Consider the following 16,871-nt stretch of genomic DNA (forward strand, 5'->3'; position numbering starts at 1 on the left):
TAATAGCCTTTGTCTATTTTTTCGGGTGCTTTGTCTATTTTTTAAACCTTATTGTCCATTTAGACAATTTATGGAAAACCCAACCCGTCAAATTACCGCTTCGGCACCTCAATCATCACCGCATCACCCTGGCCACCGCCGGAGCAAATCGCAGCAATCCCGATTCCGCCGCCTTGACGCTTCAATTCATGCATCAACGTGATAATAATGCGTGCGCCGCTAGCCCCAATCGGATGTCCAAGGGCAACCGCACCGCCGTTAACATTGATCTTTTCCGGATCAAGACCGGCAATTTGGCTGCTCGCTAATGCGACCGCTGCAAAGGCTTCATTAATTTCAAATAAGTCGATTTCCTCTAAGCTTCGGCCTGTTTTTCGTAAAATTTCATTGATGACAAGGCCTGGTGTCTGCGGGAAGTCCTTCGCTTCTACGGCAATCGCAGCATGCCCCAAAATGACCGCCTCCGCTGTACGGCCTTCAAGTGCAGCCCGCTCTTCACTCATCAACACAAGGGCAGCCGCACCGTCATTGACACCCGGCGCATTTCCCGCTGTAATCGTGCCCGTTGAATTAAATGCTGGAGCAAGCTTGCCTAGCCGTTCAAGAGAAGTATCCTTCCGAGGTGCTTCATCATGCTCAACTACAACCGGCGCCCCTTTTCGCTGCGGCACTTCCACCTTAACGATTTCTTCAGCAAATTTCCCGCCTTCGATCGCGGCAATCGCTCGTTCATGGCTTCTCAATGCCCACTCATCCTGAGCCTCTCGGGAAATCTCCATCTCTGCTGCTGTCGAATTTCCGTATGTGCCCATGTGAACACCTGTAAAGCTGCAGCTTAGGCCGTCATGGATCATTAAATCATTTACAGATGCATCCCCCATGCGCAGTCCCCATCTTGCTTTTGGCAAAATGTAAGGCGCATTGCTCATCGATTCCATGCCGCCTGCAACAATGACTTCCTCATCGCCGGCGCGGATGATTTGGTCCGCCAAAGTCACGCTCCGCATTCCGGAAGCACAAACCTTATTAATCGTTTCTGTTTTCACTTCCCATGGCAATCCGGCATGTCTTGCAGCCTGACGAGATGGAATTTGCCCCTGCCCTCCTTGTAAAACCGTTCCAAGGATGACTTCCTGAACCTCTTCGGATTTCACATCGGCCCGCACTAAAGCTTCCTTTACTGCGATTCCTCCAAGCTCTGATGCCGTGAAGCTGCTCAAGGAACCTGCGAATTTTCCAAATGGCGTTCTAACTCCGCTTAAAATAACCGTTTTCCCCATTCAAAACACTCTCCCTTTTATGTTTATTAAATACCCCTTCAACAAAGTGACTGAACGCTCGCTCAATGATAAATTAAAAAATTAACGCATCAATGCGTTGATTAAAAAAAGGAAATGTAAGCGTTTTACTCTATATTCTATTTTACATAAAAAATAGTAGAAGTTGAAATATTTTTACGCAAAATTCCTAAAATTTTATGAATTCACGAAAATACTCAACCTCTACCATATATTCAATAGCGATGTTGATTTCCGCTCCAGGTACTTCGCGCACCTTAGGGCGGGTCGGAGAGACCCCACAGGTCTCGTGCCTTCCGCTCCAATCAACATGTTAAAATTTCTTAAGATGCTTTTAATTCACCACAGACTGCTTTTTCTAAAAGTTCGGCAACATCATATGTGGACACCTTTTCTTCCACTTCCTTTGCCTTCGTTCCGTCGGTAATCATCGTTAAGCAGTATGGACAGCCCGAACTGATAACGGATGGATTGACTTCAAGCGCCTGCTCCGTTCTTGCTACGTTGATACGGTTTCCTGTTTCTTCCTCCATCCACATCAAACCGCCGCCGGCGCCGCAGCACATGCCTTTTTCGCGGTTTCGCTCCATTTCCACCAACTTCACACCTGGAATGGCTTTCAGGATCTCACGCGGGGCATCGTACACGTCATTGTAACGGCCTAAGTAACAAGAATCATGGAACGTAATGGTTTCGTTAACCGCATTCTTCGGTACGAGGCGGCCATCCCTCACAAGCTCAAACAGAACTTCCGTATGGTGATAAACCTCTGCCTCCAAACCAAAGTCAGGGTATTCATTTTTGAAAATATTGTAGGCATGCGGGTCAATCGTTACGATCTTCTTAACCTCTGCCTTTTCAAATTCCTCGATATTTTTTGCCGCCAAGTCCTGGAATAAGAACTCGTTCCCTAAACGGCGCGGTGTATCGCCGGAGTTTTTCTCTTTGTTGCCTAAGATAGCAAACTTCACGCCGGCTTCGTTCAACAGCTTCGCAAATGACAAAGCAATCTTTTGGCTGCGGTTGTCGTAAGAGCCCATGGAACCAACCCAGAAAAGGTATTCGAACTCTTCGCCAGCCTTGTTCATTTCCTTCACAGTTGGAATATGAACATCCTCGCGGACTTCGCGCCAGTTTTCGCGCTCTTTACGGTTTAAGCCCCAAGGGTTGCCCTGGCGTTCGATATTGGTCATCGCACGCTGTGCGTCGGCATCCATTTTGCCTTCTGTTAAAACTAAATAACGGCGAAGGTCAATAATTTTATCAACATGCTCGTTCATAACAGGACACTGATCTTCACAGTTACGGCATGTTGTACAAGCCCAAATTTCTTCTTCGGTAATGACATCGCCAATCAGGCTTGGACTGTAAGCAAGTGCTGCTGCTGACTCTTGTGCACCTTGTCCGCTCGCAGCCAAAGCAATTTGGTTTCCTTTTGTACCGCTAAAAGCAAAGGTTGGCACCCATGGCTGCTTTTGCGTTACTGCGGCGCCGTGGAAGGTTAAATGGTCACGCATTTTCACAATTAAATCCATTGGCGACAGCATTTTTCCTGTGCCAGTAGCCGGACACATGTTGGTACAGCGTCCGCACTCTACGCAGGCATAAAAATCGATCATTTGGTGCTGCGTGAAGTCTTCAATTTTTCCTACCCCGAAGGATTCTTGGGATTCATCTTCAAAATCAACTTTTTTCAGCTTGCCTGGTTTTTCTAAACGGTTAAAATACACGTTCGCCGGTCCTGCGATTAAGTGCGCGTGCTTTGACTGCGGTACGTAAACTAAGAAGGTTAACAAGAACAAAAGATGAGCCCACCATGCAATATAGAAGATCACAATGGATGCGGTTTCACCAATGCCTGAAAAGATAACCGAAATCACAGAAGCGACTGGCTCTGTCCAAGATGTTTCATCGCCGTGCCAGATAATGCCCATTCCATTTCCGATTAAAACAGAAACCATCAAGCCGCCGATAAATAATAAGACAAGGCCTGATTTAAAATTGCGCTTCAACCGAACAAGTTTTTCAACATAGCGGCGGTGGAAAGCCCAGATAACCGCAACTAAAATCATTAAAGTGACAATCTCTTGGAAAAATGTAAACCCTGCATAAAGCGGACCTAGCGGCAGGTGTGAGCCTGGGGCAAGTCCCTTCCAAATGAAATCAATCGCACCGAATTGAACGAGAATAAAGCCGTAAAAGAACATGACGTGGATGGCACCACTCTTTTTGTCCTTTAAAAGCTTTTTCTGTCCAAAAACATTGACCCAAATTTTTTGCAGACGCTCTTTGACATTTTTGTCAAACTCGACTTTTTTGCCAAGCCTGATGAATTCAATCCGCGTTTTGACGACGTAAACGAACAAGCTGATCGCGTAAGCGGTTACAACTAAGAATGCAATCAGGTTAAGCCATAATAAACCATTCACATAAAACGCCCCTTTCGTTGTATGTTTTATAAGTTGTTGAAAATAAATAATTTTCTGAATCCTATTTAACTCTATTATATTATGAATGAGCATTCAGTCAACCAGTTTTTTGAAAGAATCGTTCGACTTATAGAAATCATGGCCTTGGGAAAAACTAACAAGACGGATTGGAGGAACGATTCCACATGCAATTTGCACTTATTTTGATTGGGCTGATCATTCTTTGGATGGTTTTAGATTTTAAATTAGGCCGAAGGAAACATCTTTCAATATCCCGCGATACCGAAACGGCCATTCTTCATGGGAATTTTGAGATTTTCACTCATGGCAAGGAACTGTTCCTCGATTATTTCGCCGAAATCCGCCAGGCAAAAAAGCATATTCATGTCTTGTTTTATATTGTGAAGGACGATACGTTTGGCCAGGAATTTTTCTCGCTGTTAAAAGAAAAAGCGCGTCAAGGGGTGGAAGTCCGGCTGCTCGTCGACCGGCTCGGCAGCTGGAAAGTCAAGAAGAAGATCGTCCAGGATTTGCGGGCAGCAGGCATACATTTTGCCTTTAGCAACCGGATTAAGCTTCCCTTTCTGTTTTACTCCTCACAGGTTCGGAATCACCGCAAGATTTCAATTATTGATGGGGAAATTGGTTATCTTGGCGGGTTTAATATTGGCGAGGAGTATATTGATGGCGATCCCAAGCTGAGCCCCTGGCGAGATTATCATTTAAAAATAACCGGCGAGAGCGTCGATTTTTTGCAGAGTGAGTTTTTAATGGATTGGAAGGAGTATGCTGGGGAGGATTTGCAGCGTTCAGAGCATTACTTTCCTAAACTGCTGAAAGGTGAGGTCCGTCACCAGTTTGTGCCGACGGAAGCAGGTCATCTGGAGGATTGGTTTATTCGTTTGATCCGTAAGTCCGCCAGTTCCATTATTATTGGTTCGCCCTATTTTATTCCAAGCCGGAAGGTTTTTGCCGAGCTGCTGGGGGCGGCACGCCGCGGCGTGAGCATTACGGTTGTGGTTCCCTATACTTCTGACCATATCCTTGTTCAGGAAGCTTCGTACCGCTATTTACGCAGGCTTCTTCATAAAGGGGCGGAGATTTTTCAATATAAAAATGGTTTTTATCATGCCAAAACAATCGTCATCGATGACAAAATCTGTGACATCGGCACCGCTAACTTCGACCAACGCAGTTTCTTTTTAAACAAAGAAATCAATTGCTATCTGTATGATCCCGCCTTTATTGAACGCTTGCGGGCAGTTCTAAAAAAGGACATCGCTGATTCCGAGCCGTTGTCATTAACAGACCTCAATCATGGCTCTTTTTTCAGGAAAGTAAAAGAAAGCATTGCTTGTGCGATTGCTTATTTTTTATAAAGGCATTTTCGCAAAGATTGTTGTTTTTCGTATAAGTTCATCAACCCGTATATCTTAATTCTTCGTAGCATCTTTCGTAAGAACATTTGCGAAAATTGCCTAGAAACTTTGTAAATAACCCTTAATAAATTCCAAAAGCAACATAGTTTACGAAAAGAACCTTTATAAAAGAATGGAGTTTTCGCAAATGAAAATTCGTTTCGGCTATGTGGCTCATGCGATCAGCCTGTGGGATGCCTCCCCTGCCAAGACGCTCACCTTTACGAGGTATCAGCAAATGGGTGTAGAGGAGCGCGAGGAAAAATTGTTCGAGGTGACAAAGCAAAACCTAAACCACACCCTCCGCATGCTATACTACAATATTGCCCATGAGCTGGAGCTGTACCGTTTTTCAAGCTCTATCGTTCCGCTTGCCACCCACCCGGAAATACGCTGGGACTTTATTTCGCCGTTCAGAAGCGAGTGGCAGGAGATTGGGGCGATTGTACAGAAAAAGCGGCTCCGAGTCAGCTTTCATCCAAATCAATTTACGCTTTTCACCTCACCGAAAGCGAAGATTACCGAAAATGCTGTCGTAGACATGACATACCATTATCAAATGTTTGAAGCTATGGGGCTTGAAGACGTGGGTCTGATTAATATCCATATTGGCGGGGCGTACGGAGATAAACAACAGGCACTGGCCCGGTTTCATGAAAATTTAACGACGCTGCCCACTCCTATTAAACAAGTGATGACGTTAGAAAATGACGATAAAACGTATACGGCTGAGGAGACACTATCGGTTTGTGAAAAAGAGGGAATTCCATTTGTGTTTGATTATCATCACCATATGGCGAACCTATGCGAAGCGCCGCTTGTGGACTTGCTGCCGCGCATTTTTCAAACTTGGTCGCATAAACCGATTGTGCCAAAAATTCATATTTCCTCGCCGAAGTCCGAGAAGGAATTCCGCTCCCATGCCGATTTCGTCGATCCTGAGTTTGTTATGCCGTTTTTGAAGATTTTAAAAGAGTTTGATCAGGATGTTGATTTTATGATTGAGGCCAAAGCGAAGGACCAAGCTGCCCTGATGTTGGTGGAGGACTTAAGTAAACTACGGGAGTTTAAGCGTGTTAGCGGCGGGGCGATTAAGGTGAAATAAGGCGATACTATTCCTTGCCCAAATAAAAAAAGTCTCCGGGTCGCATCGGAGACTTTTACTCTTCAATCAGATTTAAAACAGGGACTTCTCGTTCATTCTCCGGATCCTGCCGTGAATAGATCCGCGCCATTTTTGTCATTTCATCCACATGCTGGATGATGACCTGCGTCCCCTCATAGGTCACATTAATCATATCCGCCGAATCGGCAATTTCCTTCGCTCTTCCAACATTCATGCGTTCGGTTCACTCCTCACTTGCTAAAATACTCTATTAATATTTGTTTTTTTAAGGAGGATATTCACTTTTTTGGAAAAATAAAAGGAGTTATCTATTTATCGGTCACCTCAAAAAAAGACACCCTCATTCCAATGAGAGTGCCACCAACAGTTACATTTTTTCTGGCGCCGCAACCCCGATCAACGCCAATGCATTTTTTAACGTAATCTTTACGGCCTTCACAAGTGCGAGGCGCGCCTTACTGCGTTCTTGCTGCTCGAGGTCCAGTACCTTATCGGCATTGTAAAAGCTGTGGAAGGCGGACGCTAATTCAAAAATATAATTCGTGATGCGGTGCGGCACACGCTTCAATGCAGCTTCCGCTACAGCAGCAGGGAATTCGCCCAGCTTTTTCAACAAATCGATTTCCTTTTCAGACCCTACCAATGAAAAATCTGCACCAGAATCTATCTTAATGCCCTGTTCTTCGCCGGCACGCAAAATGCTGCAAATCCTCGCATGGGCATACTGCGCATAATAAACTGGATTTTCATTCGACTGCGATACCGCTAAATCCAAATCAAAATCAAGATGCGTATCCGAGCTGCGCATCGCAAAGAAGTAACGGGTCGCATCGAGGCCGACCTCATCAACCAAATCACGCATTGTGACGGCTTTTCCTGTCCGTTTGCTCATCTTCATCTTCTCGCCATTTTTATACAAGTGAACGAGTTGAATGATCTCGACCTCTAACGCCTCGCGGTCATACCCGAGCGCCTGAATCGCCGCTTTCATCCGAGGGATATAACCATGGTGGTCTGCACCCCAGATGTTAATCAACTTTTCAAAGCCGCGCTCCATCTTGTCCTTGTGATAGGCAATATCCGGTGTCAAGTACGTATAGGAACCATCCTGCTTGATCAAAACGCGGTCCTTGTCATCGCCTAAGTCTGTCGAACGGAGCCACGTCGCGCCATCCTGCTCATAGATATAGCCGCTTGCTTTGAGTGCCTCAAGCGCCACGTCAATTTTGCCATTTTTATAAAGAGAGGTTTCTGAGTACCACACATCAAAACCAACCCGGAAGTCCTCTAAATCGCGCTTCAATTTCGCCATTTCGTACTTCAGGCCATACTCACGGAAAAACTCAAAACGTTCCTCATCAGAAACGCCAACATATTTTTCTCCAAACTCCTCGGCTAGACGCTTGCCGATGCCGATAATGTCGGCCCCATGATAGCCGTCCTCCGGCATTTCTTTATCCATTCCAAGCGCCTGGAAATAACGCGCCTCCACGGATAATGCCAGATTATTAATCTGGTTGCCGGCATCATTAATATAATATTCGCGCGAAACATCATATCCGGCCATGTCCAAAATGTTGCAAAGCGAATCGCCGACCGCCGCACCGCGGGCATGTCCTAAGTGAAGGTCACCGGTCGGATTCGCAGAAACAAACTCGACCTGGATTTTTTGGCTGCCACCCACCGTCGTTTCACCGTACTTGTCGCCAGCCTCAAGTACCGTCGGAATCAAGTCGGTTAAATAAGCATTGTTCATATAAAAATTAATAAAGCCCGGCCCCGCCAATTCAATTTTTTCAATCGAAGCCTTTGAGCGGTCGAAATTTTCAATTAAGCTTTCCGCAATCATCCGAGGCGCCTTTTTTGCAACCCTTGCTAACTGCATCGCCATATTCGTCGAGTAATCCCCGTGCGCTTTCTCTTTCGGTGTTTCCAGAATCACATCGGGAATCTGGTCCTCAGCTGCAAGCCCTGCCTTCAGCACCGCCGCGCGAATCTCTTCCTTAAGCTTACTTTGTACCTGTTCTACTATATTCATTTCCGCTCCTCCTGAAATGTTATTTCTAAATGATATGTACCGGCATGCTCGCCTTGCATTGCAAAATCGTAAAGGATGTCAATCCGCCCCTCGGTGTGCTCAATCCGTTTCGCCAACGTCAGGGTTTCAAACGTGCCAAACGGCATTTCGTAGCTGCCCCTTAGTGTTCGATTTAGCTCAAATGGAAGCCGCATCTTCACCGCACCGCCGCGCAATATCAGCGCCTCATTGCCAGCCACTTTGACAATCGTCCTTACCGTGCCTTCTTCCTGCACTTCCTCATACTTTAAAAAGGTTGCCTCTCCCTTTTGAAAGTATTGGCCCAAAACTTGGAGCTCAAAGCTCTCCTTCCGGTCAATCGTCGTTTTTACCTTAATCCTCACAGGAATTTCTGCGTTATCCAACCATTTACACTCCCTTTTGTAAAAGGAACTTTGTAAAGCTCTTTTTCATTATTCTAGTCTACATCATTGACCGCGCTCTTTTACCGCATACTTTACCTATTATAAACATTGAAACTATACAAATCAAAAGATGCCCGCCCCTATGGGACAGGCACCACTAAACTATTATTTCAATAGGAAAAAATCATTTCACCCAGCCAAGAATCATTTCGCGGATTAGTTTGCTCGCGGTATTGGCAGTCTGCTCGGACGGGTCGTAAATTGGAGCAACCTCTACAAGGTCACCGCCGACAACCTTCACTTCAGAACGAGCAATCTCATGAATGGAGGCAAGCAGTTCTTTTGAAGTGATTCCGCCGCAATCGACCGTACCTGTACCAGGAGCATGAGCTGGATCCAAGACATCGATATCAATCGTAACATATACCGGACGGCCGGCAAGCTGAGGCAGGATTTCTTTTAGCGGCTCCAGCACTTCAAATTTGGAAATATGCATGCCGTTTTGTTTCGCCCACTCAAACTCTTCCTTCATTCCGGAACGAATTCCGAATGAATAAACATTTTGCGGTCCGATATGTTCCGCAATCTTGCGGATCGGCGTCGAATGTGATAACGGTTCGCCTTCATAGTGCTCACGTAAATCGGTATGCGCATCAAAATGGATAATTGCTAAATCTGGGTATTTCTTATAGACAGCTTTCATAACTGGCCAAGATACTAAATGTTCTCCGCCCATGCCAAGCGGGAACTTATCCGCAGCCAGAAGCTGGTCCACATATTCTTCAATCATATCAATGCTTCGCTGTGGATTTCCAAATGGAAGCGGAATATCACCGGCATCAAAATATTTTACCTCTTCTAGTTCGCGGTCAAGATAAGCACTGTACTCCTCTAGACCAATCGACACCTCGCGGATACGGGCCGGACCAAAACGTGACCCCGGACGGTAGCTCACTGTCCAATCCATCGGCATCCCGTACAATACAACCTGGCTCTCCTCATAACTCGGATGACTCTTAATAAACACATTGCCCGAATAAGCCTCATCAAAACGCATCTAAGCATTCCTCACTTTATATATATTTCACATTAGTCCCTCTATGGGACATTTCTCTGGCTTTTTCAACCTGTTTTGTCCCGTAGAACCCCTCTATGAGACATTTCACTCGTTTTTTCAGCCTGTTTTGTCTCTTAGAACCCCTCTATGAGACATTTCACTCGTTTTTTCAGCCTGTTTTGTCCCGTAGAACCCCTCTATGAGACATTTCACTCGTTTTTTCAACCTGTTTTGTCCCTTAGAACCTAAAACAGTCTAGTCTACCCGCTGTTTTTACTTCAACAAATCTCCAACAAACTTAGGCAGCACAAACGCTGCTTTGTGAAGTTCTTTTGTGTAGTATTTCGTTTCGATTTCGTGGAAGCGATCTTCGCTGACTTCTAATGGATCGTATTTCTTCGAACCAATTGTAAATGCCCATAAACCGCTTGGGTACGTTGGGATATTCGCAACATACAAACGTGTGATTGGGAAGATTTCGCGAACGTCGCGCTGCACGTTGCGGATTAAATCTGCCTTGAACCATGGGTTGTCCGACTGCGCCACAAAAATACCGTCTTCTTTTAATGCTTTAGAAATTCCAGCGTAGAATCCTTTTGTAAATAGATTAACCGCTGGCCCTACCGGCTCTGTTGAGTCAACCATAATGACGTCATACTCATTTTCGCTTTTAGCAATATGCATAAAGCCATCGTCTACACGTACATCCACACGAGGATCCTCTAACATGCCAGCAATCTCCGGAAGAAACTTCTTAGAATACTCAATCACTTTTCCATCAATATCAACAAGAGTCGCTTTCTTCACGCTTGGGTGCTTCAATACTTCACGGATAACCCCTCCGTCGCCTCCGCCGACAACCAAAACGTTTTCAGGGTTTGGATGAGTGAACAATGGAATATGCGCCACCATTTCATGGTAAACGAATTCATCCTTCACAGACGTCATAACCATGTCATCGAGCAAAAGCATGTTGCCCCATTCTTCTGTTTCAATCATATCTAACTTTTGGAATTCTGTTTGCTCTGTATGTAAGGTTTTATTAACTTTCATGGTGATACCGAAGTTTTCGGTTTGCTTCTCCGTGAACCAAATGGCCATGTTCATCTTCCTTCCATATCATTTTCATAAAATTGCCTCTAATTTTTATACTACCCAACCTATTGAAATACAACCAGAAAAAAAAGTCTAGCAATTTTAAAGAAAATATTTCATTTTTCGGTGGGAAATGTTTAAAACAACTCTATTTTTTCAATACTATTACTATCAATTTTTTCAAAAAGTGGAAAGGGAGTGAACGAAATGGAAATCATGACTAATCACGGGTTTCGAAAAACAATTAAATATTTGCGTGCTCTCATCTTCATCAGTTTGATCGGCATGATTTGTATGCTCATTCTCTTCCTCGGCATCCTTGGCTATGCCAAAATTTTGGGAGCGCCGCCGCTGGCTGTTCCGCAATCAACGTTATTTTTCGCCGAAGATGGCACGTTAATCGGCGAAAGTAACAGTGGTCAAAAGCGCTACTGGGTTGGCATGAAGGATATTTCACCAGACCTCGTGAATGCGACGGTATCGATTGAGGATAAAAATTTTTACGAGCATCATGGCTTTGATTTTAAACGGATTGCCGGTGCCGTGATTGCCGATGTTCAGGCATTTGCTAAGGTGCAAGGTGCAAGCACCATTACCCAGCAATATGCCCGCAACCTTTTTCTTGAGCACGATAAAACATGGAAGCGGAAAATGCTTGAGGCCTTCTATACGATCCGCCTTGAAATGAATTATTCAAAAAAGGATATTCTCGAAGGCTATTTAAATACGATTTATTATGGCAACGGGGCTTATGGTGTCGAAGCGGCCAGCCAATATTATTTTGGCAAAAAAGCATCCGAATTAACCCTTGCAGAAGCTAGCATGCTCGCTGGAATTCCAAAGGGGCCAGGCTATTACTCACCGCTCGCTTCTATGAAAAATGCGAAGAACCGCCAGGCGATCATCTTGCAAAGCATGGTCAACAACGGATACATTTCGAAAAATAAAGCACACATTGCCGCCCAGCAGCCGCTCGCTTTAGTCGGCGTTCACAAGACACAAAAAGTGAAGGTGGCGCCTTATTTTCAGGATGCTGTCAAAAATGCGTTAAAGAACCAGCTTCATTTAAATGAACGTACGATTGCCCTTGGCGGCTTAAAGGTCTTTACGACGCTAAATCTAAAGGATCAGAAAGCGGCCGAAAGCCAGGTCAATAACTATGTGGCCAACACTTCGGAAATTCAGGTCGGCCTTGTGGCGATGGATCCGAAAAACGGATACGTCAAAGCGATGGTCGGTGGCAGGGATTATGAAAAAAGTCCCTTTAATCGCGCCGTTCAAGCGATCAGACAGCCTGGTTCGACGATCAAGCCGCTGCTCTATTACGCTGCCCTTGAAAATGGGTTTACACCGTCCTCAACGATGAGAAGTGAGTTTACCACTTTCCATTTTGATGACGGGACACCTGATTATACACCGCATAATTTTAACAACAAGTATGCGGATGGTGAAATCACACTGGCACAGGCGCTGGCTGTTTCCGATAATATTTTTGCCGTTAAAACACACTTATTTTTAGGAGAAGGTACATTAATCGAAATGGCCCGAAAATTTGGCCTTTCTACGAAAATGAATCAGGTTCCATCGCTGGCCTTAGGAACTTCTGGTGTACGTGTAATTGAAATGGCCAATGCCTATAGCATGTTTGCAAATGGCGGCAAAAAGGTTCAGCCGATCTTAATAACGAGAGTAGAAGATTATAATGGAAAGGTGATTTTTGAAAGAGAAAATCAGTCCGAAAAAGTACTAGACCCAGCAAAGGCGTTCGTGATGACGCAAATGCTGACAGGTATCTTCGATCCGAAGCTAAACGGCTATGCCAAGGTTACCGGCAGCACCGTTATTAAAGACCTTACTCGGCCATATGCCGGGAAATCAGGTTCCACGGAGACGGACAGCTGGATGATTGGGTATTCGCCACAGCTTGTCACGGCAGTTTGGGCGGGGTATGATGTCGGCAAGCCGCTCGAGCTTACCGCTGAAAAAACATACGCTAAAAATATATGGGCAAATTTTATGGAGGAAGCCTTATCAGGCAAGCCCGTAAAAGCCTTTAAGCCACCGAAGGACGGCGTTATCGGTGTATACGTCGACCCAGAGAATGGCAAGCTGGCATCGGATGATTGCCCTGTCCGCCGCTTCACCTACTTTGTCGAAGGAACAGAGCCGAAGGAATATTGCACCGAGCATTTAAAACATGCCGATGATAACCCGGCTGCCAAAAAGAAAACTAAGAAAACACCTTGGTACAAGAAGATTATGCCGTGGGGTAATTAAATTTTACTAGGATAATTAGAAAAGCTCCGGATCGCTCCGGAGCTTTTCTTGTCCTAGTTTTACAGTGCTTACACACTGTTTATAATACTACCTATTTTTTAGCAAAACTACAAGTTAAAAATATTTATTCTGCTAATAAACCTTTTTTCAAATTCTCGGATGAATTATTCCAAAATACCTCATTGTGGGCGAGGAGAAAGTCCGCTAATATTTTTTTGGATTTCGGGTCCATATCCTCTACAATGATATAGCGCTTTAAGGACTTATCCATGCGGTTGACATGCTCTGGAAGAGACTTGTAGCCGCGGCGGATTTCCCGGTCTACTGTCATATAACAGGCGGTCACGCCAGCATAATAAGGCCCTGCTTCATTGCGGTCAATTGTGACCCAGATGAGCCAATACGGCTTGCCGTTTGGCACTTCCTCTTTATTCGGCAAAAATTTAATCCCTTTTTCAACAGCACTGCGGGCATGCATGGCACCAACATCAATCTCGGCTTCGCCAGCTTCAACATCAATAATGACCGGTGAAACATTATCAAGGGTTAACGCGCCCTTCCCAAAGCCTTTATGCCCGTCTAAAGGGTCTTTTTTTATAATATTAAAGCCAAGTTTTTTCTTATTCTCTTCCATTGATGCGATTTCCTCCTCTAAAAAAACAATGTATAAAAGAAATGGCTTAATCCCTCTGTTACCCAAGGGATCAGGTTATTCATAACAGGCTGAATCGTATATCGGCCAAGCGGGGTAATCACTAGTATTAAAAAAATCAGTGCACCGTACTGTTCATATTGTGTCATTTTAGCCCGGACATCATTAGGTGACAAGTCTTCAATGATTCGGTAGCCGTCAAGCGGCGGGAACGGAAGCAGGTTAAAAACAAACAAAACAATATTCAGGTTGATAAAAATATTGATGAAATTATTAATGACTTCCGATGTCGCGACGCCAAACCGGCTTAATCCGTAGCCGACGATAAAGCCAATCACGGCCAAAATCAAATTGCTTAGCGGACCGGCAGCTGAAACCAGTATGCTTGCCAGGCGCGGTTTTTTAAAGAAAAAGCGGTTCACCGGTACAGGGCGGGCCCAGCCAAAGCCGGCAATAAAAATGAGAAGGGTTCCGATTGGATCCAGATGCTTGAGCGGATTCAATGTGAGGCGCCCTTGATTTTTCGCTGTTTGATCTCCGAATTTATAGGCAACAAATGCATGAGCAAATTCATGGACCGTGAAGGCCACCGCCAGAGTAATCACTACATAGGGAATCAGACTAAGCGGATATCTAAGAAATCCTTCTAATGCTTCCATCCTGCCTCTCCTCCTTTGGAATCCCGTTATCTCTGCCTATTTCCTTTAAGTATACATGAAACCCCTTGGAAAATGAAAACCAAAAGTGGCCCCTGATATTGCACTTTTTCAATATTTGTGGAACACTACTATAAGTTATGATGAAAAGGAGGTAATATCATGCCATACGTTACAGTAAAAATGCTAGAAGGCCGCACGGAAGACCAAAAGCGGGCGCTTGTCGAAAAAGTAACCACCGCTGTCAGCGAAACCACCGGCGCACCAAAAGAAAACATCACCATCTTCATCGAAGAAATGAGCAAAAACCACTACGCAACCGGCGGCGTCCGCTTCAGCGACAAATAAAATGGCGTTGGTGTAAACGTTGGTGTCATCTTTGGTGTCAGGCACCATTCGCAGACACTTGTCCGCGTGAAACGGACACTGACACCCAAAAGAAAACGCTTGGACTTTGAATTGGTCCAAGCGTTTTGTTTTATTGTATTTTTCCCTTTAACGTCCCAATATATTGATAAGCGTCATCGATTTCAGCTTCGGTGTAACGCTGGCTGCTTTTTAAGGTGAACACCTTGTTTGCGACTTCTTCTTTTGGAAGATTATCAAAATATAAAACCGTTGAAACCAGCTCAAGGAATCTAGCATTCTGGTCATTCATATCGACAAGGCACTCTTGCAAAAATGGCATGTCCACGTCATTTAAGCTCAAAAACTCTTTACCCGCATCGGTCAATGTATAGCGATATTGAAAATAGCCGCCCTTTTTCTCCCGTACTTCATTTAGAAAACCCATATTACAAAGCTCTTCTACACGGGTTGTCAATTCCTCCGAATAAGGCCCATAAAAATGAAACTGGAACCGCTCCTGAAAAGGGAAATCAACTTTTTTCGCAATATATATCATCTTTTGCAGCTTCTTTCTTCCGACAATTTCACCGGAAACAAGGATCGCCTGCATCAGCTTAGCATGATCTTTTAACAACGTTCGTCAACTCCTACTCCATTTGGGTGTCAGGCACCCAAAACAGTCTTATATTTCTAAAAGGGCACGAATTTGCTTTTTGATATTCACATCACCAGAGTTATCCTTGAGGAAATCAGCCGGGTAATAGAGCTTATGGTCCGTTCTTCTCTTCCCGGAAATCGCATCCACGATTTCAGACTCCCTGGATAGCTCCTTTAATTCCCCATTCGGCATCAGCAAATGAATCGGAAGCCGCTCCTCCTCTTCACCCGGACGATAAAAGTCGTAAGGCAAATCCGAAGACGAATCGACAACCAAATAATAATCAGGGTCAATCCCTGCTTTTTCAAAAAGGCGCGTCAGTTCAGCGAGCTTTTTATATTCTTTCGCAGGGTCAAATTCCGCATACTTGAACAGATTGCGATTGACAAACCGGCGGCAAAGATCGCTTAATATCGGATCTGCTTCCTCCTGCCAAATTTGAAAATAATATAAAATAACAGATTCATCTAATTTTAAATAGTCTTCTAATGTCACTTGCTCATGAAAGATGGAGGTAAAGTGAATCGGCTCATATTTAAACGAATAGTTTTCCTCAAACAATTGCTTGGCGCGGTGAAGAATTTTCGTTAAAAGTACCTCGGCGCTGCGAGACACCGGATGAAAATAAACCTGCCAATACATCTGATAACGGCTCATAATATAATCCTCAACAGCATGCATACCGCTCTTTTTAATGACGACTTGATCTTCGCGCGGCCTCATCACGCGCAAAATCCGCTCCATATCAAATTGGCCATAGCTGACCCCGGTAAAATAAGCATCGCGCTGCAAATAATCCATTCTGTCGGCATCAATTTGGCTCGAAATCAGGCTGACTACCAGCTTTTTATCGGAAGTCTTGGCGATGACTTCAGCTACTTTTTCCGGAAAATCCGGTCCTACCCTAACAAGCACTTTGTTTACTTCGGTATCTCCTAGAATAATCGCGCGGGTAAAATCCTCGTGGTCAAAATCGAACACTTTTTCAAAGGAATGGGAGAACGGGCCATGTCCGAGGTCATGAAGAAGGGCAGCACAAAGCGTCAGCAGACGTTCGTCATCGTTCCATTCCGGCCTGCCGGCAAACACATCATCGATGATACGGCGGACAATTTCATAGACACCGAGAGAATGATTGAAACGGCTGTGCTCTGCACCATGAAACGTTAAAAAAGTCGTTCCCAGCTGTTTAATCCGTCGCAGCCGCTGAAATTCCTTTGTTCCAATTAGATCCCAAATCGCCCGGTCGCGGACATGAACATAGCGGTGGACTGGATCCTTAAATACTTTTTCTTCCGTAAGTTTTTCAGTGGAATATGACATCGATTTCCCCCTTCCTTTTTGAAAAATCACTTTTTTCTATTATATCCCAAAAAACTACAATTTTCCCCAGTATTTTTCGACAGAAAGCGAAA

Annotated in this window: 15 protein-coding genes; 4 read left to right on the forward strand and 11 right to left on the reverse strand. The window is 44.7% G+C overall.

Going from position 1 to position 16,871, the window contains the following annotated elements:
- Positions 1–92 precede the first annotated feature (92 nt).
- Together AC59HZ_RS20345 and AC59HZ_RS20350 are read right to left on the reverse strand one after the other, a co-directional pair.
- Positions 93–1,280: an acetyl-CoA C-acetyltransferase gene (locus tag AC59HZ_RS20345; protein ID WP_496547607.1), complete on the reverse strand. Its 1,188-nt coding sequence runs from the start codon at positions 1,278–1,280 to the stop codon at positions 93–95.
- Between the two features lie 341 nt (positions 1,281–1,621).
- The gene (locus tag AC59HZ_RS20350) at positions 1,622–3,727 is read right to left on the reverse strand and encodes a 4Fe-4S dicluster domain-containing protein (protein ID WP_496547608.1); all 2,106 of its coding nucleotides are present in this window, start codon (positions 3,725–3,727) and stop codon (positions 1,622–1,624) included.
- 185 nt (positions 3,728–3,912) lie between these two features.
- On the opposite strand from AC59HZ_RS20350, the gene cls reads away from it, so the two are divergent.
- Both cls and uvsE read left to right on the forward strand, forming a co-directional pair.
- On the forward strand, positions 3,913–5,106 hold the full coding sequence (gene cls / locus AC59HZ_RS20355) for a cardiolipin synthase (RefSeq protein ID WP_496547609.1): 1,194 nt from the start codon (positions 3,913–3,915) through the stop codon (positions 5,104–5,106).
- 187 nt (positions 5,107–5,293) lie between these two features.
- Positions 5,294–6,250 carry a UV DNA damage repair endonuclease UvsE gene (gene uvsE, locus AC59HZ_RS20360; RefSeq protein WP_496547610.1) on the forward strand — a complete coding sequence of 319 codons (957 nt, stop codon included), beginning with the start codon at positions 5,294–5,296 and terminating at the stop codon, positions 6,248–6,250.
- A 55-nt stretch (positions 6,251–6,305) separates the two neighbouring features.
- Here uvsE and AC59HZ_RS20365 read toward each other — a convergent pair whose 3' ends face one another.
- From AC59HZ_RS20365 to speE, 5 genes are all read right to left on the reverse strand, one after another.
- Positions 6,306–6,485 carry an H-type small acid-soluble spore protein gene (locus AC59HZ_RS20365; RefSeq protein ID WP_496547611.1) on the reverse strand — a complete coding sequence of 60 codons (180 nt, stop codon included), beginning with the start codon at positions 6,483–6,485 and terminating at the stop codon, positions 6,306–6,308.
- A gap of 153 nt (positions 6,486–6,638) precedes the next feature.
- Complete coding sequence (argS, locus tag AC59HZ_RS20370) at positions 6,639–8,309, reverse strand: arginine--tRNA ligase (RefSeq protein WP_496547612.1); 1,671 nt, start codon at positions 8,307–8,309, stop codon at positions 6,639–6,641.
- A complete protein-coding gene (locus tag AC59HZ_RS20375) occupies positions 8,306–8,713 on the reverse strand; it encodes a YwiB family protein (RefSeq protein WP_496547613.1) in 408 nt (135 codons plus the stop codon). The genes argS and AC59HZ_RS20375 overlap by 4 nt, the downstream gene beginning before the upstream one ends.
- 184 nt (positions 8,714–8,897) lie before the next feature.
- Positions 8,898–9,770, reverse strand: a complete 873-nt coding sequence (gene speB / locus AC59HZ_RS20380) for an agmatinase (RefSeq protein ID WP_496547614.1) — start codon at positions 9,768–9,770, stop codon at positions 8,898–8,900.
- 273 nt (positions 9,771–10,043) lie between these two features.
- Positions 10,044–10,871, reverse strand: coding sequence for a spermidine synthase (speE, locus tag AC59HZ_RS20385; RefSeq protein WP_430063896.1), 828 nt, complete (start codon positions 10,869–10,871; stop codon positions 10,044–10,046).
- 201 nt (positions 10,872–11,072) lie between these two features.
- Here speE and AC59HZ_RS20390 point away from each other — a divergent pair, with 201 nt between their 5' ends.
- Positions 11,073–13,142, forward strand: coding sequence for a transglycosylase domain-containing protein (locus AC59HZ_RS20390; protein ID WP_496547615.1), 2,070 nt, complete (start codon positions 11,073–11,075; stop codon positions 13,140–13,142).
- A 124-nt stretch (positions 13,143–13,266) separates the two neighbouring features.
- Here the strand turns inward: AC59HZ_RS20390 and AC59HZ_RS20395 are convergent, their stop codons facing one another.
- Together AC59HZ_RS20395 and AC59HZ_RS20400 are read right to left on the reverse strand one after the other, a co-directional pair.
- Positions 13,267–13,776, reverse strand: a complete 510-nt coding sequence (locus tag AC59HZ_RS20395) for a YwhD family protein (RefSeq protein WP_496547616.1) — start codon at positions 13,774–13,776, stop codon at positions 13,267–13,269.
- A gap of 17 nt (positions 13,777–13,793) precedes the next feature.
- The gene (locus AC59HZ_RS20400; RefSeq protein ID WP_496547617.1) at positions 13,794–14,453 is read right to left on the reverse strand and encodes a site-2 protease family protein; all 660 of its coding nucleotides are present in this window, start codon (positions 14,451–14,453) and stop codon (positions 13,794–13,796) included.
- A 159-nt stretch (positions 14,454–14,612) separates the two neighbouring features.
- Between AC59HZ_RS20400 and thmT the strand changes: the two genes are divergently transcribed.
- Entirely contained in the window at positions 14,613–14,798 is a 186-nt protein-coding gene (gene thmT / locus AC59HZ_RS20405) for a 2-hydroxymuconate tautomerase (RefSeq protein WP_496547618.1), read from the forward strand.
- A 130-nt stretch (positions 14,799–14,928) separates the two neighbouring features.
- Here thmT and AC59HZ_RS20410 read toward each other — a convergent pair whose 3' ends face one another.
- Both AC59HZ_RS20410 and AC59HZ_RS20415 read right to left on the reverse strand, forming a co-directional pair.
- On the reverse strand, positions 14,929–15,432 hold the full coding sequence (locus AC59HZ_RS20410; RefSeq protein WP_496547619.1) for a YwgA family protein: 504 nt from the start codon (positions 15,430–15,432) through the stop codon (positions 14,929–14,931).
- A 48-nt stretch (positions 15,433–15,480) separates the two neighbouring features.
- Entirely contained in the window at positions 15,481–16,779 is a 1,299-nt protein-coding gene (locus tag AC59HZ_RS20415) for an HD domain-containing protein (RefSeq protein WP_496547620.1), read from the reverse strand.
- Positions 16,780–16,871: the final 92 nt, after the last annotated feature.

It is taken from the genome of Neobacillus sp. DZ-9 (genome assembly GCF_059587065.1).